Origin of the sequence: Microbacterium sp. P03 (genome assembly GCF_043556235.1) — a bacterium.
In the GTDB taxonomy this organism is placed as follows: Bacteria; Actinomycetota; Actinomycetes; order Actinomycetales; family Microbacteriaceae; genus Microbacterium.
On the sequence record NZ_JBIGIM010000001.1, the window covers coordinates 798,030 to 818,739 of the forward strand.

General features: G+C 69.6%; 18 protein-coding genes and 1 tRNA gene. 13 read left to right on the forward strand and 6 right to left on the reverse strand.

From position 1 onward, the window contains the following. Positions 1 to 51: 51 nt before the first annotated feature. On the forward strand, positions 52 to 1,875 hold the full coding sequence (locus ACFXOO_RS03835) for an ABC-F family ATP-binding cassette domain-containing protein (RefSeq protein WP_394562821.1): 1,824 nt from the start codon (positions 52 to 54) through the stop codon (positions 1,873 to 1,875). Positions 1,876 to 2,039: 164 nt separating this feature from the next. On the opposite strand, the gene ACFXOO_RS03840 is transcribed toward ACFXOO_RS03835, so the two are convergent. Continuing rightward, positions 2,040 to 2,537 (reverse strand): MarR family winged helix-turn-helix transcriptional regulator, encoded by a 498-nt coding sequence (locus tag ACFXOO_RS03840; protein WP_378851382.1) that lies wholly within the window; start codon positions 2,535 to 2,537, stop codon positions 2,040 to 2,042. 57 nt (positions 2,538 to 2,594) lie between these two features. Here ACFXOO_RS03840 and ACFXOO_RS03845 point away from each other — a divergent pair. The 6 genes from ACFXOO_RS03845 (at position 2,595) to ACFXOO_RS03870 (ending at position 8,314) form a co-directional block, all read left to right on the forward strand. Further along, a tRNA-Gln gene (locus tag ACFXOO_RS03845) sits at positions 2,595 to 2,666 on the forward strand. A gap of 1 nt (position 2,667) precedes the next feature. Beyond that, positions 2,668 to 4,134 carry a bifunctional UDP-N-acetylglucosamine diphosphorylase/glucosamine-1-phosphate N-acetyltransferase GlmU gene (gene glmU / locus ACFXOO_RS03850; protein WP_378838227.1) on the forward strand — a complete coding sequence of 489 codons (1,467 nt, stop codon included), beginning with the start codon at positions 2,668 to 2,670 and terminating at the stop codon, positions 4,132 to 4,134. Next, entirely contained in the window at positions 4,124 to 5,155 is a 1,032-nt protein-coding gene (locus tag ACFXOO_RS03855; RefSeq protein WP_378851379.1) for a ribose-phosphate diphosphokinase, read from the forward strand. Before glmU ends, ACFXOO_RS03855 begins: the two co-directional genes overlap by 11 nt. Positions 5,156 to 5,287: 132 nt before the next feature. Next, positions 5,288 to 5,788, forward strand: coding sequence for an FMN-binding protein (locus ACFXOO_RS03860; RefSeq protein WP_394562822.1), 501 nt, complete (start codon positions 5,288 to 5,290; stop codon positions 5,786 to 5,788). After that, positions 5,788 to 6,684: an FAD:protein FMN transferase gene (locus ACFXOO_RS03865; RefSeq protein WP_394562823.1), complete on the forward strand. Its 897-nt coding sequence runs from the start codon at positions 5,788 to 5,790 to the stop codon at positions 6,682 to 6,684. The genes ACFXOO_RS03860 and ACFXOO_RS03865 overlap by 1 nt, the downstream gene beginning before the upstream one ends. A gap of 52 nt (positions 6,685 to 6,736) precedes the next feature. Beyond that, positions 6,737 to 8,314 (forward strand): FAD-dependent oxidoreductase, encoded by a 1,578-nt coding sequence (locus ACFXOO_RS03870; protein WP_394563192.1) that lies wholly within the window; start codon positions 6,737 to 6,739, stop codon positions 8,312 to 8,314. 254 nt (positions 8,315 to 8,568) lie between these two features. Here ACFXOO_RS03870 and ACFXOO_RS03875 read toward each other — a convergent pair whose 3' ends face one another. Both ACFXOO_RS03875 and ACFXOO_RS03880 read right to left on the reverse strand, forming a co-directional pair. Beyond that, complete coding sequence (locus ACFXOO_RS03875; RefSeq protein WP_394562824.1) at positions 8,569 to 10,176, reverse strand: ATP-binding protein; 1,608 nt, start codon at positions 10,174 to 10,176, stop codon at positions 8,569 to 8,571. Then, the gene (locus ACFXOO_RS03880) at positions 10,173 to 10,907 is read right to left on the reverse strand and encodes a response regulator transcription factor (protein WP_378838241.1); all 735 of its coding nucleotides are present in this window, start codon (positions 10,905 to 10,907) and stop codon (positions 10,173 to 10,175) included. Before ACFXOO_RS03880 ends, ACFXOO_RS03875 begins: the two co-directional genes overlap by 4 nt. Before the next feature lie 254 nt (positions 10,908 to 11,161). On the opposite strand from ACFXOO_RS03880, the gene ACFXOO_RS03885 reads away from it, so the two are divergent. From ACFXOO_RS03885 to ACFXOO_RS03895, 3 genes are all read left to right on the forward strand, one after another. Beyond that, positions 11,162 to 12,622, forward strand: coding sequence for an ABC transporter permease (locus ACFXOO_RS03885; protein ID WP_394562825.1), 1,461 nt, complete (start codon positions 11,162 to 11,164; stop codon positions 12,620 to 12,622). A 53-nt stretch (positions 12,623 to 12,675) separates the two neighbouring features. After that, a complete protein-coding gene (locus ACFXOO_RS03890) occupies positions 12,676 to 13,407 on the forward strand; it encodes an ABC transporter ATP-binding protein (RefSeq protein WP_394562826.1) in 732 nt (243 codons plus the stop codon). A gap of 213 nt (positions 13,408 to 13,620) precedes the next feature. Continuing rightward, entirely contained in the window at positions 13,621 to 14,634 is a 1,014-nt protein-coding gene (locus ACFXOO_RS03895) for a magnesium and cobalt transport protein CorA (RefSeq protein WP_394562827.1), read from the forward strand. An 8-nt stretch (positions 14,635 to 14,642) separates the two neighbouring features. Here the strand turns inward: ACFXOO_RS03895 and ACFXOO_RS03900 are convergent, their stop codons facing one another. From ACFXOO_RS03900 to ACFXOO_RS03910, 3 genes are all read right to left on the reverse strand, one after another. Beyond that, positions 14,643 to 15,653 (reverse strand): SDR family oxidoreductase, encoded by a 1,011-nt coding sequence (locus tag ACFXOO_RS03900; protein ID WP_394562828.1) that lies wholly within the window; start codon positions 15,651 to 15,653, stop codon positions 14,643 to 14,645. Between the two features lie 43 nt (positions 15,654 to 15,696). Further along, complete coding sequence (gene gndA / locus ACFXOO_RS03905) at positions 15,697 to 17,181, reverse strand: NADP-dependent phosphogluconate dehydrogenase (RefSeq protein WP_394563194.1); 1,485 nt, start codon at positions 17,179 to 17,181, stop codon at positions 15,697 to 15,699. Between the two features lie 206 nt (positions 17,182 to 17,387). Then, the gene (locus tag ACFXOO_RS03910; RefSeq protein ID WP_378851284.1) at positions 17,388 to 17,510 is read right to left on the reverse strand and encodes a hypothetical protein; all 123 of its coding nucleotides are present in this window, start codon (positions 17,508 to 17,510) and stop codon (positions 17,388 to 17,390) included. Between the two features lie 227 nt (positions 17,511 to 17,737). Here ACFXOO_RS03910 and ACFXOO_RS03915 point away from each other — a divergent pair, with 227 nt between their 5' ends. The 3 genes from ACFXOO_RS03915 to ACFXOO_RS03925 all read left to right on the forward strand — a co-directional run bounded on the left by ACFXOO_RS03915 (position 17,738) and on the right by ACFXOO_RS03925 (position 20,661). Beyond that, positions 17,738 to 18,373: a 50S ribosomal protein L25/general stress protein Ctc gene (locus ACFXOO_RS03915; protein ID WP_378838257.1), complete on the forward strand. Its 636-nt coding sequence runs from the start codon at positions 17,738 to 17,740 to the stop codon at positions 18,371 to 18,373. An 83-nt stretch (positions 18,374 to 18,456) separates the two neighbouring features. Continuing rightward, entirely contained in the window at positions 18,457 to 19,041 is a 585-nt protein-coding gene (pth, locus tag ACFXOO_RS03920) for an aminoacyl-tRNA hydrolase (RefSeq protein WP_378838259.1), read from the forward strand. A gap of 93 nt (positions 19,042 to 19,134) precedes the next feature. Further along, positions 19,135 to 20,661: an SPFH domain-containing protein gene (locus ACFXOO_RS03925; RefSeq protein WP_378838262.1), complete on the forward strand. Its 1,527-nt coding sequence runs from the start codon at positions 19,135 to 19,137 to the stop codon at positions 20,659 to 20,661. Positions 20,662 to 20,710: the final 49 nt, after the last annotated feature.

Here is a 20,710-nt window from a genome sequence, read left to right on the forward strand (position 1 = left end):
ACATCCGACCGGTGCAGCGCCCCACCCGTCGTCGCCTAGCCTGGAAGGGACATGGCACATCTTCTCGGGGCCGAAACCCTGCACCTCGAATTCCCCACCCGCATCATCTTCGACTCGATCTCGCTCGGCGTCGACGAGGGCGACCGCATCGGAGTCGTCGGCCGCAACGGTGACGGCAAGTCCAGCCTGCTCGCAATGCTCGCCGGACGGCTCGAGCCGGACTCCGGCCGCGTGACGGTGCGCCGTGGCGTGGACATCGGCGTGCTCGATCAGGGCGACACGCTCGACGAGAGCGCCACCGTCGCCACGGCCGTCATCGGCGACATCCCCGAGCACGTGTGGGCGGGCGACCCGCGGATACGCGACGTGATGGCGGGTCTCCTCGCCGAAATCGACCGCGACACCCCGATCGCCGACCTCTCGGGCGGCCAGCGACGGCGCGTGTCGCTGGCGCGGCTGCTGGTGGGCGATCACGACGTGCTGATGCTCGACGAGCCCACCAACCACCTCGACGTCGAGGCGATCGCCTGGCTGGCCGAGCATCTCAAGCGCCGGTGGGCGCCGGGATCCGGGGCGCTGCTGGTCGTGACCCACGATCGCTGGTTCCTCGATGAGGTCTCGACGCGCACGTGGGAGGTGCACGACCAGGTGGTCGACCCGTTCGACGGCGGGTACGCGGCCTACATCCTGCAGCGCGTCGAGCGCGACCGTCAGGCGGCTTCCTCGGAGGCCCGCCGCCAGAACCTGGCGCGCAAGGAGCTCGCGTGGCTGCGCCGTGGAGCACCGGCACGCACGTCGAAGCCGCAGTTCCGCATCGATGCCGCCAACGAGCTGATCGCGGACGTCCCCGAGATCCGCGACCCCGTCGCGCTGCGCTCGCTCGCCGTCTCGCGCCTCGGCAAGGACGTGGTGGATCTGCTGGACGCCTCGGTCGCGTACGGCGACCGTCCGGTGCTGACCGACGTCGAGTGGCGCATCGCCCCCGGCGAGCGCACCGGCATCCTCGGGGTGAACGGCGCGGGCAAGTCGACACTGCTCGGGCTGGTCTCGGGTGCCGTCGAACCGACCGGGGGACGCGTCAAGCGCGGCAAGACGGTGAAGGTCGCGACCTTGACCCAGCGCCTGGACGAACTCGAGGCCCATCTGCAGGATCCGGTCCGCGTCGTCCTCGAGCGTCTGCGCACCACCTACTCCTTCGGCAGCGGATCGAAGACCCAGGAACTGACACCCGGCCAGCTGCTGGAGCGGATGGGCTTCACGAGCGCGCAGCTCTCCACGCCGGTCAAAGACCTCTCCGGCGGGCAGAAGCGACGACTGCAGCTGCTGCTCGTGCTGCTGGACCAGCCGAATGTGCTCATCCTCGACGAGCCCACGAACGACCTCGACACCGACATGCTCGCCGCGATCGAGGACCTTCTGGATTCCTGGCCGGGCACGCTCCTGGTCGTCTCCCACGATCGCTACTTCATCGAGCGGGTGACCGACCAGCAGTTCGCGATCCTCGGCGGGCGCCTGCGTCACCTCCCCGGCGGCGTGGAGGAGTACCTGCGACTGCGACAGCGTCAGCAGCGCGACCAGACGGACGCCGCGTCCTCCGCCTCCGTGGCGTCCGGGACACCCGCTCGGGGTACCCTGCAGGCCGGACTCGCGGGCGCGGAGCTGCGCGCTGCCGAGAAGGAGATCGCGGCGATCGAGCGCCGCATCCGCAAGCTCACCGCCCAGGTCGATGCCGCCCGGACGGCGCTCGCCGAGCACGACCAGTCCGACTTCCAGGGCCTCGCCGCCGAGATGGCGCGGGTCGGCGCGCTTCAGGCCGAGACGGAAGAGCTCGAGAACCGCTGGTTCGAACTCACGGAAGCCGTCACCCCGGAGTAAGTCGCGGCCGCACCGTCCCCTCCTTCTGCACGAGCGCGGGACGCGCCGCGCCCGGTGGCCGGATGGCGGCGTGTCGCACCACCGTGCAGTCGGGCGGGACGCTCGAGTGCTCGCTCTGCCCCTCCGCCGGCCCCTGCGCCGGCCCCTGCGCCGGCGCGGTCGAGCTACGCGTCGAAGGCGATGCTGAGCTTGCGCAGCAGGGCGGCCAGCCGGTCGCGGTCGCCTTTGGAGAGCTCGCTCAGCAGGACGGCCTCGGCGTCGACAAGCCTCGTGATCGCGGCATCCACACGGGTGCGCCCGTCGATCGTCAGTGTGACCAGGATGCTGCGCCCGTCGTCAGGGTCCGCTTCGCGCCGTACGAGCCGGCGTCCGACGAGCCGGTCGATGCGGTTGGTCATGGTGCCGCTGGAGACCAGCGTCTGAAGCAGGAGCTGCTTGGGGCTGAGCTGGAACGGGTCGCCCGCCCGGCGGAGCGCAGAGAGCACGTCCCATTCCCACGGCTCGAGCTCGCTGCGGCGGAAGGCGTCCTTGCGGGCGCGATCGAGGTGCCGTGACAGACGGTCGACGCGCGAGAGCACTTCGAGGGGGGAGAAGTCCAGATCGGGACGCTGGGCGACCCACGCCTCGACGATGCGGTCGACTTCGTCGCTCTCGTGTCCCATCCATCCATTATCGACTGGCAGACTTGTCGAGCGATCCTGCCCACGGCGGTCTCGCGGTCCGCCGTGGTGTAACGGCAGCACGACAGCCTTTGGAGCTGTTAAGTCCAGGTTCGAATCCTGGCGGCGGAGCATGACGGAGCACAACGAAGGTCCCCTAGTCGACACCGGTCTCGCGGTCATCATCCTCGCCGCAGGGCAGGGGACGCGGATGAAATCCAAGACGCCGAAAGTGCTGCACCGCATCGGCGGGCGGACCCTCGTCGGGCACGTGCTCGATTCGGCGCATGCTCTCGCCCCGGAGCGCGTGATCGTCGTCGTGCGGCACGAGCGCGACCTCGTCGCCGACGCCGTCACCGACTCCTCCGCCGAGGTCGAGGTCGTCGACCAGGACGAGATCCCGGGCACGGGCCGCGCCGTCGAGGTCGCCCTCGAGCGCCTGACAGCGTTCCAGGGAGACGTGCTCGTGCTCAGCGGCGACGTACCGCTTCTCGATGCCGAGACCCTGGCAGCGCTCGTGCGATCCCATCGGGAGAGCAACGCCGCCGTGACCCTCCTCAGCGCTCGACTACCCGACGCGACGGGCTACGGTCGCATCATCCGCGACGGCAGCGGGGCGGTCCGACGCATCGTCGAGCAGAAGGACGCCACGGAGGACGAGGCATCCGTCCAGGAGATCAACGCGGGCGTCTACGTCTTCCAGGCGGAACCGCTGAGGTCGCATCTGGCGCTCGTCGGCACCGGTAACGCGCAGGGGGAGAAGTACCTCACCGACGTGATCGCGCTGCTGCGCGATTCGCGTCTGGGCGTGGCCGCGGCGACCGCCCCGGATGCCACGGCGGCGCTGGGCGTGAACGACCGTGTGCAGCTGGCCGAAGCGGGCCGCCTCTTGAACGCGCGCACCGTGCGCCGGTGGCAGCTCGACGGCGTGACCGTGGTCGACCCCGCCACGACGTGGATCGACGTGCGGGCGACGCTCGCACCGGACGTGACCGTGCTGCCCGGCAGTCGCATCCTGGGGGCGACGACGATCGCGGCGGGGGCCACCATCGGTCCCGACACATCACTGATGGACTGCGAGGTCGCCGAGGATGCCGTCATCACCCGTGCGGACGCCACGCTGGCCGTGATCGGCGAGGGCGCGACGGTCGGACCGTTCGCGTACCTGCGCCCGGGCACGTACCTCGGCCGGGACGGCAAGATCGGCACGTTCGTCGAGACGAAGAACTCCACGATCGGCGAGGGCAGCAAGGTCCCCCACCTGTCCTACGTCGGCGACACGACGATCGGCGTGGGCGTCAACCTCGGGGCGGGTGCCATCACGGCGAATTACGACGACATCGCCAAGCACCGCACCGAGATCGGCGACCACGTGCATTCGGGCTCGCATAACGTCTTCGTCGCTCCCGTTAGGATCGGAGCAGGCGCGAAGACCGGTGCCGGGGCTGTGATCCGAAAAGACGTCCCGCCGGGAGCGCTGGCCCTTTCGGTGGCGCCGCAGCGCAACATCGAGGGCTGGGTGCAGAAGAACCGAGAAGGCACCTCGGCCGCGGAAGCGGCCCGGGCTGAGACAGACGAAGAGGCAGCCCATGGCGCGTAAGAAGAAGATCGAGGCCGATCTCGATCGTGACATCGCCCCCGGGCTCGTCGCGAAGACGAAGAAGCGTCTCGTCGTGGTGGCCGGCAGCTCGCACCCGGAACTCGCCATGGAGGTCGCACGCAACCTCGGCAGCGAATTGGCACCCACCGAGCACCGGACGTTCGCGTCCGGCGAGCTGTACACGCGCTTCGAAGTGAGCGTCCGCGGGTGCGACGTCTTCGTCGTGCAGTCCTTCGGACGCGCGCTGAATGAATCGCTCATGGAGCTGCTGATCATGCTGGACGCGCTCAAGCGCGCCTCCGCCAAGCGGGTGACCGTCGTCGCGCCGTACTACCCGTATTCACGCCAGGACAAGAAGGGCCGTGGCCGCGAGCCCATCAGCGCCCGTCTCGTCAGCGACCTGATGATGACGGCCGGGGCCGACCGCATCATGAGCGTCGACCTGCACGCCGCGCAGATCCAGGGATTCTTCGACGGTCCCGTCGATCACCTCTTCGCGCAGCCGGTGCTGCTGGAATACTTCCGCGACTCCCTCAGCGTAGATGACCGCGAGAAGCTCACCGTCGTCTCGCCCGACATGGGACGCGTGCGCGTCGCCGACAACTGGTCGGACAAGCTCGGCGCTCCACTGGCCATCATCCACAAGCGCCGCGACCCGAAGGTGGCGAACAAGGTCACCGTGCACGAGATCGTCGGCGAGGTGAGCGGTCGTGTCTGCCTCCTCGTCGACGACATGATCGACACCGGCGGCACCATCGTCAAGGCCGCTCAGGCACTGAAGGCGAGCGGCGCCGAACGCGTCATCGTCGCCGCCACGCACGCGATCTTCAGCGATCCTGCGCCGACGGTGCTGCAGGATGCCGCGATCGACGAGGTCGTCGTGACCGACACGGTGCCGCTGCCCGCGGACCGCCGGTTCCCGGGGCTCACCGTCCTCCCGATCGCGCCGCTGCTGGCTCGGGCGATCCACGAGGTGTTCGAGGACGGGTCCGTCACGAGCATGTTCGACGGCGCCGCGTAAAACGGCGCCGTGCGTCCGGCACCTCATAGGGTGCTCACAGCCAGGGCACCGACTTTTGGGACGAGCATTCCATACGCTCGAATGAAACGTCGGTCACCCGCATCGACGGTGGCAACCCAGAAAGAGGACCTCATGATCCGATTCCAGGAAGTACCCCGCCCGGCCCGTGTCGGCGCCGCCCTCGTCGGAGTGGCGGGAATGCTCGCCCTTGCCGGCTGCAGCACGACACCGGCCGCCGAGGCCGAGTCCACCACCGACACGTCCGCGAGCGCAGCCCCGTCGGCGTCGGCATCCTCGACCGGTTCGGCGACGACGGATGCCGCGGCATCCGGTTCGGCGTACGTCGACGGTTCCTACACCGCCGAGGGGTCGTATTCGACTCCCGAGTCGGTCGAGCAGATCAGCGTGACGGTCACGCTGGCCGATGACGTCATCACGGCCGTCGAGGTGACCGGGGATCCTCAGAAGTCGGAGTCCAAGGAATACCAGTCGAAGTTCATCGGCGGCATCTCCGATGTCGTCGTCGGCAAGTCGATCGACGAGATCTCCGTCGACCGGGTCGCAGGCTCATCGCTCACGAGCGGCGGATTCAACCAGGCCATCGAAGAGATCAAGACCGAAGCGGCCGCGTGATGGCAGCCGGAGCGCTCTGGCGCTTCGAAGCCATCGGCACCGTGTGGGAGATCGCGACCTCGACTCCTCTCGAGCCGTCGGCACGCGGTGAGGTCGAGCGGTGCATCGCGACGTTCGATGCCGTGTGGTCTCGGTTCCGCGCCGACTCGGTCGTGACCGCGCTCGCGCCGGACGGGGGCGACGCTTCGGTTCCCGTGGATGCCGCGCTGATGCTCGGGGCGTTCGCAGAGCTTTCGGACGCGACGGCCGGCGCCGTGAACCCCCTGGTCGGAGACGCGCTCGCCCACCGCGGGTACGACGCCGGCTATTCCCTCGTGGACCGCGGGCCGGTCGCCGCGCCCGCGCACTGGCAGGAGCTGTTGCAGTGGGACGATGAGCGGATGGTTCTTCGGGGCCACGCGACGATCGACGTGGGCGCGCTCGGCAAGGGGCGGTTGGTCGATCTCGTTCTGGGCGTGGTGGCCGCGCACGTCAGCGGCGACATCGTCGTGGACGCCGGCGGCGACCTGGCGACCCGGGGCGCCCCGGTGCGCGTCGGGCTGGAGCATCCCTACGACCCCGGTCGCGCGATCGGGGTCTGGGACGTCACGGATGCCGCGCTGTGCGCCTCCGCCGTCAATCGTCGGGCGTGGGGAGACGGCCTCCACCATGTGCTCGATGCGCGGACCGGCGCGCCCGTCCGGACCATCGCCGCAACCTGGGCCGTGGCATCCGGGACATCGTCCGATGCGATGCGCGCCGATGCGATCGCGACGGCACTCTTCTTCGATGGGGGTGCCGAGGTGGCCGCTCGCTGGAACGTGTCGTGGGTGCGGATGTACACGGACGGCCGGGTCGAATGGTCGCCCGGCTGCCGGGCCGAGCTGTTCAGCCGGACGGCTAACGTGGAGGGATGACCGTCATGACCCCCGCATCTTCCCTCGAGCGTGATCGGACGGTCCGATCGTGATGGCGACGCTGACCGCCGCCTGGAGCCGCGTCTTCGCGGTGCTCGGGCGGGTGTCGATGTACCGGTTGGTGTCGATGGCGCTCGCCGCCCTCGCCGTCATCGCCCTGTTCTTCTCCCTGCTCGGGGTGGTGTCCCCGACTCCGCTCGAGCTCGTGGTCACCCTGCTGCTGCTCGCGGTCGTCTGCGCGGTGGTGGATGCCGCCGCCCAGCGCACCATTCACCTGCCCTGGCGCATCGAGTCCTCCCTCATCACCGCCCTCATTCTGCTGTTCGTGCTGCGCCCCACGCTCGAGCCGCTCCCGCTCCTGGGTATCGCCATCGCCGGGGCAGTGGCATCCCTCTCGAAGTACGTCCTCGCCTGGCGTGGCCGCCACATCTTCAACCCGGCGGCCACGGGCGCGGCGACGCTCGCGATCTTGTCGATCTGGCTTCCCGAGCTCGGCAGCCCTGCGTGGTGGGTGGGCACGCCCGCGATGGCCGCGCCCGTGATCATCGCGGGACTGGCGGTCCTGTGGCGCACCGAGAAGGTGCGCATGATCGGCCTGTTCCTCGTCGTCGCGATCGTCTTCGCGTTCGCACGGAACATCGTTCAGTACGCGCAGGCCGGGCTCTCCCTCGACGCCGGCACGATCTTCTGGCAGATCCTGTGGTCGTCCCCGTTCCTCTTCCTCGGCGCCTTCATGCTGTCGGAGCCGCTGACGATGCCACCACGCCGCTGGCAGCAGCTGACGGTCGCCGCCGTCGTCGGCGTGCTGGCGGGCTGGCCCATCGATCTCGGCGCCATCAGCCTCGGCTTCGACCGGGCCCTCCTGATCGGCAATCTGGTCGCCTTCGCCTTCGCGCTGCGCACGGCGGTGCGCTTGAGCCTCGAGCGGCGCACAGCGCTCACCCGGACGGTGCAGGAGCTCACCTTCCGCGTGCAGGATCGCCTGTCGTTCCTCCCAGGGCAGTACGTCGAGCTCGAGGTGCCGCATCACCGGCCGGACGCCCGCGGGACGCGCCGGGAGTTCAGCATCGTCTCCGCCCCGGAGGAATTGCCGACCTTGCGCATCGCGTTCCGTGAGGCGCCCGCGAGTCCGGGTGCGCCGGCGAAGCAGCAGAGCACCTACAAGAAGGCGCTGGCCGAGGTTCCCGATGGCGGCGCGCTCGCGGTGACGGGCGTCTGGGGCGATTTCCTCCTGCCCAAGAAGCCCGACAGCCCCGTGCTGATGGTCGCGGCCGGCATCGGCGTAACGCCCTTCGTGTCGCAGCTGCGTCACCTCCACCTGTCGGAGGCGTCGCGCGACGTGGTGCTCGTCTACGTGGCATCCGATTCCTCCGAGCTGTCGTTCCGCGACGAGCTCGAGGAGACGGGCATCCCGGTGCGCGTGTTCACGCGCGATGAGCCGCGCGACCTGCCCGCGCACTGGGAGTGGTCGGGGGGAGCTCGGCTCGATGCCGATGTGCTGCAGCGGGTCGTACCCGACCTGCCCGCGCGGCATGCCTACGTGTCGGGGCCTCCTGGATTGATCGCCGACCTCGCGCCGGCGCTGGAGAAGGCCCGGTCGATCACGACGGACGCGTTCAGCGGGTACTGAGCGGGGTCGCCGTTCGTCGGCGACTCACGTGCCGGATGCCGCGGCCGCGGTGCGACTTTCGCGTCGTCGCCGGATGGCCGAAGTGTGCCGCGGGGACTCCGCGGAGTCGACAGACTCCGGCCGCTGAAGGGCTGCGGGATGCCGGATGTCGGAGTCGGGCTGCGGTCGGGTGCCGGATGGCCAGAGTCTGCCGCTGGGCCAGCGCCTGAGCGGCCGGCTTCGGCCACCGAACCTCGAGCGGGCCGGTTCCGGTGCTAGAGAGGAGGTACCGGCGGCGGGCCTTCCGCCGAAGCTCCCCGCGCGGTCCCCGCGGAAGCCGACGCCCCCGCTACCGCAGCAGCCCCAGCATCGGCGGAGGGTGCCGCCGGCGCAGCGGGAAGACGCACCTCGAAGGTCGTGTCGCCGGGAACGCTCCGCACCGAGACCGTGCCGTGGTGGGCTTCGACGATCGCCCGGGCGATGGACAGACCCAGGCCCGTCCCGCCGGTCTTGCGTGCGCGGGAGCGGTCGGCGCGCGCGAAGCGCTCGAAGAGATCCTCGGCGATCGACGGGTCGATGCCCGGTCCGTCGTCGTGCACGCGGAGGACCGCGCGGTCACCATCGAGCGCGACGCCGACGGTCACCTCGGTACCGGCCGGCGTGTGCGTCCGGGCATTCGCGAGCAGGTTCGCCATCACCTGGTGCAGGCGAGCGGTGTCACCCGCGATCACGACCGGCGTCTCGGCGAGGTCGAGGATCCAGCGGTGGTCGGGTCCGGCGGGACGCGCATCGCCGACGGCCTCGAGGGCGAGCCGGGTGAGATCGACGGATCCGTAGACGAGCTCCTGGCCCTCGTCCAGGCGCGCGAGGAGCAGGAGGTCTTCGACCAGCGTCGTCATGCGCAGGGATTGCGCCTGGATGCGCTGCAGGGCCGACTCGGATGTCTCGCTGAGCGTCGTGTCCCGCAGCGAGAGCTCCGAGTACCCCCGGATGGAGGCCAGCGGCGTCCGCAGCTCGTGACTGGCGTCGGCGACGAACGTGCGCATCCGCTCCTCGTTCGCCTGGCGCGCATCCAGCGACGTGTCGACGTGGTCGAGCAGGGTGTTCAGCGCGGCGCCCACCCGACCGATCTCGGTGCGGTCGTCGGCCTCCGCGGCCGGGACCCGCTCCGCGATCGACACCCGTCCCTGGTCGAGGGGGAGGGCTGCCACCCGGGTCGCGGTGTCGGCGACGGCGCGGAGGGGGCGGAGGCCGGCGCGGATCACGAGGGCGATCACCGCGGCGAGCACGAGCAGGCCGCCGGCGGTCACGAGGGCGACGGTGATCAGCATCTGCTCGATCGTGGAATTCACATCGCTCAGCGGAAGGCCGGCGATCCCGGCGTCGCCGCCGGCGCGGAACGTGGTGATGCGGTATTCGCCGAGCCCTTCGATCGCGACCGTTCCCGTCGCGGGCCCCGTGGTGGCGGCGATGACCTGCGTCACCTGTTCGTTCGTCAGACGCTGCACCTCGCCGTCGGCGTCGATGTACGCACCCGTCGTGTTGGAAGCCGTCAGCGAATTCGTCTGCGTGACGAGCAGGATCCCGGCGCTCGTCGGTCGCTGCTGCAGGATGTCATAGGCGGTCACGTCGGCCGCATTGCCGGGGTACTGCGCGTTGAGCAGAGCCCCGCCGAGCTGCTGGGCGGACGTCACGACCCGCGCACTGAGGTTGTCCTGCAGCACTCCGCCGAGCAGGGTCGCCGTCGCGATGGCGATGATCGTGAGGATCAGCGCCACGAAGCCGATGATCGCGATCATCAACCGCGCCTGCAGGCTGATCGGCTTCCGGCTGCGCGTCGGCGCGGGATCAGGCGTGTCGAAAGTGATCTCAGGGGCACTCACTGCGGGGCTTTGATCATGTACCCCACGCCGCGGACGGTGTGGATGAGGGGCTCCCGACCGTGGTCGATCTTCTTGCGCAGGTAGGAGATGTACAGCTCGACGACACTGGAGCGCCCGCCGAAGTCGTAGTTCCACACCCGGTCCAGGATCTGCGCCTTCGACACCACGCGGCGCTGATTGCGCATGAGGTAGCGCAGCAGCTCGAACTCCGTCGCGGTCAGCTCGATCTCGTCACCCGAGCGGATCACCTCATGACTGTCCTCGTTGAGCGACAGATCGCCCACGTGCAGGATCGGCTCGCCGTCGTCGGCGAGAGCCGTACCCGCCCGGCGCATGAGTCCGCGCAGCCGCGCCACGACCTCCTCGAGGCTGAACGGCTTCGTGACGTAGTCATCGCCTCCGGCCGTCAGTCCCGCGACACGGTCGCTGACCGAGTCCTTCGCCGTGAGGAAGAGCACGGGGACGTCGTTTCCCGACTGACGCAGACGCTGAAGCACGCCCATGCCGTCGAGGTCGGGCATCATGACGTCGAGCACCATGGCGTCGGGCGCGAAGTCCCGCGCCGCCTGCAAGGCCTGGAATCCGGATGCCGCGCTGCGCACGTCCCACCCCTCCATACGCAGTGCCATCGACAGGAGGTCGGTGAGCATCTGCTCGTCGTCGACGACCAGCACCCGGAGGGCGGAGCCGTCAGGGCGGTGCAGGGCGGGAGAGGGGGCGATCGCGGTCATGCCCTCATTGTCCACCTGCTCCTATGCGGTTCCTATGGAGCGCGCTATGTGCTTCCTGTGAACATCATCGCCGGATGCTGCGAGCCCGGTCCGCGCTCCCAGCCGAGCTCGTCGCTGCGCAGGCTTCCGTAGGGGTGGAACGGGAGTGCCGCCGATCGCATAGGCCGTCCATACGCACGACCTAGAGGCCGCATCAGGGGGCTCCCTACGTTCGGACCGTGCCCGGCGAGCGGCGTCGCGGCGGGAGGAGAGACATGTACTGGACGTACCTCCGGCGAGAGCTCGCCGGACGGAAGAAGCAGACCGCGATCGTCGCGGCCGGTCTCGCGGTCGCGATCGCGCTGGTGATCATCGTCAACTCGCTGGCCACCGGCGTGCGCGACGCGCAGACCCAAGCGCTGGCGTCGGTGTACGGCGTCGGCACGGATCTCACGGTCACCGGCGCGGCGGCGGAGCCGGGTCAGGCCGGCGGCGACCGCTTCCAGTTCGGCGACGGGGAGGGCGAGACCGCGGACGGCACCACGAGCGTGAGTCAGTCGCGCCTGATGACGGACCGGATGCGGGGGACTCTCGAGGCATCGACGGTCGACACCGTCGCCGCCGTCGACGGCGTCGCGGCAGCATCCGGCGCTCTGAGTCTGACCAACACGACCTTCTCGGGTCAGATGCCCGACTTCTCGCAGACCCAGGAGGGCACGGCGCCGGACGGACAGGCCCCGCAGGACGGGGCGCTCCCGCAGGGCGGCCCCGACGGCGCGGGCGGAAGCTCGTTCGATCTGGACTCCTTCACCGTGCTGGGCATCGACGCCGGCAACACCGCCGTCGGCCCGCTGTCGGATGTCACCGTGACCGAGGGGCGCGCACTGACGGGCGACGACGAGGGTACCGACGTCGCGGTGATCGACGCGACCTATGCCTCCACCAACAGCCTGGCCGTGGGAGGCACGATCGACGTCGGTGGCACGGCCATGCAGATCGTCGGCATCATCGCATCGGGCTCGGACACGGCGGACACCGCCGCGAACGTCTACATTCCTCTCGACGTCGCACAGAGCATCGCGGGCGCCGGCGACGTGGTCTCGACGGTCTATGTGCAGGCGTCGTCGTCCGACGCGATCTCGGCGGTGCAGACGACGATCGAGTCGGCGTTGCCGGAGGCGACGGTCAGTTCGCAGTCCGACCTCGCGTCGACCGTGTCGGGCTCCCTGTCGAGCGCGTCGTCGCTCATCTCGAACCTCGGCACGTGGCTGTCGATCCTGGTCCTGGCGGTGGCGCTGCTGCTGGCCGTGCTCTTCACGATCTCGGGCGTCTCGCGGCGCACTCGGGAATTCGGGACGTTGAAGGCGATCGGCTGGTCGGACCGCAGGGTCGTCGGCCAGGTCGCCGGCGAGTCGATGGTGCAGGGAGTGATCGGCGGTGTCGTCGGCCTGGCGCTGGGACTCGCGGGGATCGCCGTGATCAATCTCATCGCCCCGACGATCTCGACCTCGAGCACGACGGCCACGACCGGTGGCCCCGGGGGCGGCGGTCCGGGCGCCTTCGGCCCCGCGGCGGCCCAGACCGCGACCGACGTCGTCCTGCATGCCCCGCTCACCCTCTGGGTGATCGTCGCCGCGATCGGACTCGCGGTGGGGGGAGGACTCGTCGCGGGCGTGTTCGGCGGCTGGCGGGCCGCGCGACTGAGCCCCGCAGAAGCGCTGCGTTCGGTGGCATGAGGACGACGGCGACCATACGTGTCGACAGACGAGACCACACAGGAGGACAGGAAATGACCATGACGACGGATGCCTCGACCGACCCGGCAGGGACGACCCCGCCGACCGGACCGATCTATCGCCTCACGGCGATCACGAAGACCTACAGCCAGAAGGGCCGCAGCATCGTCGCCTTGAAGGGTGTCGACCTGGACTTGCAAGCGGGCGACTTCGTCGCCGTCCAGGGGCCGACGGGCGGTGGCAAATCGACGTTCCTGCAGCTGCTCGGAGCGCTCGATCGGCCGACGTCGGGGTCGATCGCCCTCGGCGGCACGGAGCTCTCGAACGCGTCCGACGCCGCGCTCGGGAGGCTCCGTGCGACCGAGATCGGATTCGTGTTCCAGGGCTTCAACCTGATCCCGACGCTGACGGCGATCGAGAACGTCGAGATGGCCCTCGAGCCGCTCCACGTTCCGGCGGCGGATCGGCGTCGTCGTGCAGCCGAAGCCCTCGCGCAGGTGCAGCTCGCCGACCGGCAGGACCACCTGCCCGGTGAGCTGTCGGGTGGCCAGCAGCAGCGTGTCGCGATCGCCCGGGCGATCGTGAAGGATCCGCGCGTCCTGCTGGCGGACGAGCCGACCGGCAACCTCGACGAGCAGACCCGAGACGAGATCATGGCGGTGCTCACCGCTCTCAACGCGACCGGTCTCACGCTGGTCGTCGTGACCCACGACAGCCATGTCGCACGCATGGCGCAGCGGCGTCTGCGGCTCAAGCAGGGCGCGGTGACTGAGCTGGCGACCTGACGTCCGCGCGGCGTGCTCGGCGCTCCGCAGGCGTTCGCGGTCGCGGGGGGGGGGGGGGGGGGGGGGGGGGGGGGGGGGGGGGGGGGGGGGGGGGGGGGGGGGGGGGGGGGGGGGGCCCCCCCCCCCCCCCCCCTCTCCCTCCCCCCCCCCCCCCCCCCCCGCACCCCCCCCCCCCCCCCCCGACCTCGGGGGTGCGGCGGAAGGCGGTACAGCATGCCCCTCGTCGATCTCGCGGTGTACGTGGACGGCGTGCGCGCCCCCGAACTCGGGTCGCTGACCGAGACGTTCTCGGTGATGCGTGCTCTGCACGGCATGGCGTGGATCGGACTGTACCGGCCGTCCGAGAGTGAGATCCGCGACATCGCCGGGGAGTACGGGCTGCATCCGCTGGCGGTCGAGGACACCCTGCTCGGTCACCAGCGCGCCAAACTCGAGCGCTACGGTGACACGCAGTTCATCGTGCTGCGACCGGCGCGCTACATCGACAAGACCGAGACGGTCGAGTTCGGCGAGGTGCACGTGTTCGTCGGCCCCGACTTCGTGGTGACGGTTCGCCATGCGGAATCGCCGGATCTCGGGAAGGTGCGCCGACGCATGGAGGCGCACCCCGAATTGCTCACTCTCGGGCCGCAGGCGGTGCTTTACGCGATCCTGGACGAGGTCGTCGACGAGTACGCGCCCGTCATCGCGGGGCTCGAGAACGACATCGACGAGATCGAGGATCAGCTGTTCGACGGCGACCCGGACGTCTCCAAACGCATCTTCGGCCTGTCGCGCGAGGTCATCGAGTTCCAGCGAGCCGTGCAGCCGCTCGTGCCCCTGCTGGAGATCCTCCGCGACGACGACGATCATCCTGTCGACCTCGAATTGCGTCGAGGCCTGCGCGATGTGCTCGACCACGCGGAGCGCGCCGTCGAGCGCGCCGACGCGTTCCGGGCGATCCTCGAGAGCGCGCTGATCGTGCACTCCACCCTGGTCGCGCAGATCCAGAACGAAGAGATGCGTCGTATGACCGAGTTCGGTCTCGACCAGGGCGATCAGGTGAAGAAGGTCTCCGGATGGGCGGCCATCCTCTTCGCCCCGACCCTGGTCGGAGCGATCTACGGCATGAACTTCGACATCATGCCCGAGCTGCACTGGACGTTCGGCTACCCGTTCGCCCTGGCGCTCATGCTCGTTTCGAGCGTCACGCTGTACGCGGTGTTCAAGAAGCGCGGCTGGCTGTAGCGCGGACGTCAGAAGCGTGCAGCCGCCGCATCGGGCCCGGCAGCGGCGATGAGCCGGTCGCTGAGCGCGTCGTCCTCTGCGTCGTAGCGCTGCTGGTCGGGGTGGGCGTCGGAGTGCGCGACGAGCCGTCGTGCACCCTCGTCGAAGAGGATCGTCGTGCCGAACTCGGGGACGAGGCTCTTGACCTTGGTGTTGTCGTACACCGCGGCGTAGGCCTTGTCGCCGACCAGGCTGGGTCCTTCCTCGGGGACGAGGCGGGCGATGGTCTCGGACGCGATGTGGACGAACTCCGGATGCTGCACACCGGCCGCGTCCGCCAGCCAGGCGTAGATCTGATTCCAGGTGGGGGCGTGGTCGCCGGTGAGGGTGAAGGCATCGCCGATGGCGAGCGGGTGAGCGAGCAGGCCTGTGAACCCGACGGCGAAGTCGTCGCTGTGGGTGAGGGTCCAGGGAGTGGTCCCGTCGCCGTGCACGACGACGGGTCGGCCGGCACGCAGGCGCACGACATCCGTCCAGCCTCCGCGGTTCGGGAACAGCGTGTGGTCGTACGTGTGGGACGGGCGCACGATCGTGATGGGGACGCTCCGTTCCCGATAGGCCGCCATGAGCAGGTCTTCGCAGGCGATCTTGTCGCGGGAGTACTGCCAGAACGGGTTTCGCAGCGGGGTCGACTCGGTGATCGGGAGCCGCAGCGCCGGTTTCTGGTAGGCCGACGCCGAGCTGATGAAGACGTACTGGCCCACGCGTCCCTCGAACAGATCGAGATCGCTCTGCACGTGTGCGGGGGTGAACGCGGTGAATTCGGCGACGGCGTCGAACGCGCGGTCACCGAGCGCGTCGCGCACCGAGGCGGCGTCGCGGATGTCGGCGACGACACTCTCTGCTCCGTCGGGGATCGGGCGCGCGCTCGTGCCGCGGTTGAGCACGGTCACCTCGTCGCCGCGCGCCAGCGATCTGCGCACGCACGCCGTGCTGATCACTCCGGTGCCGCCGATGTACAGGATGCGTCGAGCTGTCATCCTCCGACCCTAGCCTCGGGGTCGGACGGTCAGGCCGACGCGCTCAATGGGTGTCTTCGGCCTCGATCTCGGTGCGGTCGCCCGACCACAGTGTGTGGAAGGTGCCGGGCTTGTCGATCCGCTTGTAGGTGTGCGCTCCGAAGAAGTCGCGCTGCCCCTGAATGAGGGCCGCGGGGAGTCGTTCGGCGCGCAGTCCGTCGTAGTACGCCAGCGACGACGAGAAGGCGGGGGCCGGGATGCCGGCGGCCGCCGCCAGGGCGACGATGCTGCGCCACCCGTCCTGGGCGCGGCCGAGCGCTTCGACGAAATACGGCGCCGTGAGGAGCACGGGCAGATCGGGCGTCTCGCCGTAGGCGTCGGCGATGCGGTTGAGGAACTGGGCGCGGATGATGCATCCGCCCCGCCAGATCTTGGAAACCGCACCCAGGTCGATCGACCAGTCGTACTCGGCGGCGCCGGCGCGGATCTCGTCGAACCCCTGCGAATAGGCCACGATCTTGGACGCGTACAGGGCGAGCCGCACCTGTTCGATGAACGACTCGGCGTCTTCGCCCTGCAGCACTTCGCCGAAGGCCGCCTCGGGACCGGGGAGATCGCGTGAGACCCCGCGCTGTTCCGGGTGGGAGGACAGGGAACGGGCGAAGACCGCTTCGGCGATGCCCGACACCGGAACACCCAGGTTGAGGGCCGTCTGCACCGTCCACGCCCCCGTGCCCTTGGCGCCGGCCTGGTCGAGGATGACGTCCACGAGCGGTTCGCCGGTCGCCGCGTCGACCTGTCGCAGCACTTCGGCGGTGATCTCGATGAGGTACGACTCCAGCTCGCCGCCGTTCCATTCGGCGAAGACGTCGGCGATCTCCGCCGGGCTCTTGCCGGTGCCGCGACGGATCAGGTCGTACGCCTCGGCGATGAGCTGCATGTCGGCGTACTCGATGCCGTTGTGCACCATCTTCACGAAGTGACCGGCCCCGTCGTGGCCGATGTGGGTCACGCAGGGTTCTCCTTCGGCCACGGCGGCGATGGACTTGAGGATCGGGCCGAGCGTGACCCACGACTCGTCCGAGCCACCCGGCATGATCGACGGTCCGAGGAGCGCGCCCTCCTCGCCACCCGAGATACCCGCGCCGACGAAGTTGATGCCGGTCTCGCGCACGGCCTTCTCGCGACGGATCGTATCGGTGAAGAGGGCGTTGCCTCCGTCGACGATGATGTCTCCGGGCTCGAAGACCTCGACGAGCGCGTCGATCACGGCGTCCGTGCCGGCGCCTGCTTTGACCATGATGATCGCCGCGCGGGGCTTCTGGAGCGAGGCGGCGAACTCCTCGTAGGTGGAGGTCGCGACGAATCCCGCCTCCGGGTGCTGCGAGACGAGGTGCTCGGTCTTGTCATGGCTGCGGTTGAAGATCGCGACCGTGTTGCCCTCGCGGGAGGCGAGGTTGCGAGCGAGGTTCGACCCCATCACGGCAAGGCCGACCACACCGATGTTGGCGGCGCCGGAGCCGGTGCCCCTACTCGGATCGGGAGTCACGCGCTCGACGGTCTCGGGGGCCGGAGCGCCCTCGTGGGCCGCCGCCGACGCGGGATGGTCCGTCCGGTCGTTGGACACGTTCGTGGCGGGGGAATCGTTCGTGGACACACGGGCTCCTAATGATCTGAGATGAGGATGCAAGCGGAACGGCGCGCGTTCGGGGGAGCGCCGCAGCGGGCGCCGAGCGTCACGCGTGCGCGGGGGAGTCAGTCGCCCCGATACCCCGAACGACCCATCGACCAGAAGGCGAGAACGAGCCCGACGCCGCCGACGGCCGTGATCGCCGCGACCACGGCGAGCACGAGATGCGATCCAGTAATGGCGTCCATGAGTCCTCCGGTGGGGTGATCGAGGTGCGTCTTCATCGTAGCGGGGGCGCTGGTAGACTCAGTGACTGAACTTCGGCGAGGGATGCCACGCACCACCGGCAGCGGTGGGATGAGGCATCCGTGATCGACGCGGTGATGCAGGCTCATGGCTTTCCTCACGCGCTCGCGTTCGAGTCGAACCCCCAGACCACAGATCAGGGCCTGCCAGCCCGCAAGGAGAAATCATCATGTCGGAAGACAACAAGGTCAGCGCCGAGCTGCGCGAGAACTTCGGCAAGGGTTACGCCCGTCGCCTTCGCGCGCAGGGCAAGATCCCCGCGGTCATCTACGGCCACGGCGCGGAACCGCAGCACGTGGCGCTTCCGGGTCACCAGGTCGCGCTGCTCATCCGCCGCGCGAACGCGGTGCTCGAGCTCGATGTCGCCGGTACACAGCAGCTCACCCTCGTGAAGGACGTGCAGAAGGACCCCGTGCGCCAGGTCATCGAGCACATCGATCTGCTCGTGGTGAAGAAGGGCGAGAAGATCCAGGTCGACGTCCCGATCATCGTCATCGGCGAGCCGTTCCCGGGCACGATCGCCAACCTCGACAACACGTCGGTGGCGCTCGAGGTCGAGGCCACGCACATCCCCGAGACCATCGAGGTCGACGTCGAGGGTCTTGAGGACGGCGTGCGCATCACGGCTGCCGACCTGACGCTCCCCACCGGATCCGTGCTCGTCACCGATCCCGAGACGCTGATCATCGCCGTCGCCGTGCCGGTGGACGCCCTGGCCGCCGAGGACGAGATCGCCGAGGTCGACGCCGCTGTCGCGGCCGCCCAGGCGATCGAGGCCGAGGGGTCTGAGGAATCGGCCGAGTAGAACTCCAGACACGAACCGGGGGCGCGATCCGCGAGGGTCGCGCCCTTCGGCGTCTCGTGCCGTCGAATAGGCAGGATGAGGACATGGCTGAGGTGTGGCTGGTCGCGGGACTCGGCAACCCGGGTGCGCGCTACGAATCGACGCGGCACAACGTCGGGCAGATGGTGATCGACGAGCTCGCCCGTCGGCGGAGCGAGAGCTTCCGTGCGCACAAGGCCGGCGCTCGTGTCGTGGAGACCTGGGTGCGGCCCGGAGGGGCCAAGATCGTCCTGGCGAAACCGAATTCCTTCATGAACGTCTCGGGCGGGCCCGTCGCCGGCCTGGCACAGTTCTACGGCATCGACCCCGATCACGTGATCGTCGTGCACGACGAGCTCGACATCCCGTTCGACACGATCAAGCTCAAGACCGGCGGCGGGCACGGCGGGCACAACGGGGTGCGCGATGTCGCGAAGGCGCTGGGGACGCCCGAGTTCCCGCGCATCCGCGTCGGCATCGGCCGCCCGGTCGGCCGTCAGGATCCCGCGGACTGGGTGCTCGACCCGTTCGCCGCCGGCGAGCGCGCGAATCTGCCCATCCTCATCGGTGATGCCGCCGACGCGGTCGAGCAGCTGATCGATGAGGGCCTGCTCGCGGCCCAGCAGAAGCACCACGCGCCGCGCACCTGAGTCCGCTCCCGGTTCGTGTCGAGCGCGCCGTGCGCATAGGTTCGACGTAGGGCCTGTGACCGCGCAGTCCGGAAACCTCATGGGAGAGCTCACATGGATCTGTTCGTCCTCATCGCGATCGCCGTAGCCGTCGGGGTGATCCTCGTGATCGCCCTGATCGGGTTCCTCGTGTTCCGCGCCTGGTACCAGGTGCCGAAAGCCGACGAGGCCATCGTCATCGTCGGAAAGAAGGCGCGCGACAGCACGGAGGGCGAAGCCAACAAGATGACCGTGATCAGCGGTCGCGGTGCGTTCGTGAACAAGCTCACGCAGCGCTCCGACAAGGTGTCGCTGCGTTCGCGGCAGATCAAGTTCGAGCCGACCGCCCAGACGATCAACGGCGTCACGATCGATCTGACCGGCGTCGCACTCGTCAAGATCGGGTCGACACCCGAGCAGGTGCGCCGAGCCGCGGAGCGGTTCGCGTCGCAGGACGAGGCCATCGTGCTCTTCACCACGGAGCAGCTCGAGGGCGCCCTGCGAGGAGTGGTCGCGAAGCTCACGGTGGAACAGGTCATGCAGGACCGGCAGAAGCTCAGCGACGAGATCGCCGAGGGCATCTCGGGCGACCTGCTCTCACAGGGTCTCGTGCTGGATTCCTTCGCCATCCAGGGCATCACCGACAAGAACAACTACATCTCCGCGCTCGGCGCCGTCGAAGTGCAGCGCGTGCGACGTCAGGCGGACGTCGCCGAGATCGACGCCCTCCGCGAAGTGAAGAAGCGGCAGCTCGCCGCCGACGAGGCGAACCTCATCGAGCAGACCGCGCTCGACAAGAACAGCGCCGCCGCGAAGTCCGAGGTCGGTCGCGCCAACGCCCAGGCCGAGCAGGCCGAGAACCTCGCCCGCGCGGAGGCCGAGCAGGGCGTTCTCCTCCAGGAGGCGAACAACACGCAGGCCCGCCTCGACGCCGAGGTGAAGAAGGTCGCCGACGCCGACAAGTACCGCCAGCAGATCGAGGCGGACGCTGGCGCCTACCAGCAGCAGACGGCGGCGGACGCCGAGGCGTACAAGCGCCAGAAGAACGCCGAGGCGGACCGCAAGGTCGCACAGGAGCGCGCGGACGCCGAGGCGTACGCGGTCAACGCCCAGGCACAGGCCCGCGAAGCGTCGGCGTCCGCAGAGGCCGCCGCGGTGCGCGTGCAGGCGGAAGCCGATGCGGCGGCGGTCCGGGTGCGCGCGGACGCGGAATCCGAGTCGGTGCGCCTTCGAGGCACCGCGGCGGCCGATGCCATCGCGGCCGAGGCGGAGGCGCTGCGACAGAATCAGGACGCGATCCTGGCCAGGGAGATCATCGGTCAGCTGCCGCAGCTCATGGCCGAGTTCGCCAAGGGCTACGAGAAGGTCGGCAACATCACGCTGATCGGCGGCGACAGCGCGGCCACCCACCTCGCGCGCGAACAGTCCGCGAGCCTGACGGCGACGTTCGAGAGTGTGAAGGCCGCCAGCGGACTCGACCTGGGCGCCATCATCCAGGGCCAGGCTCTGGGGCGCGGGATCGCCGAAGGCCGGCGTCCTGCTCCCGCAGGGGCCGAGGAGACCCCGGCCGCGAACCGCGGCGGCGACTCCGCGTCCGCCTGAGCGGTCACCCCCGTCTGCTGGCCGGCGGGGCATCCGGCCGCTCTGCCCG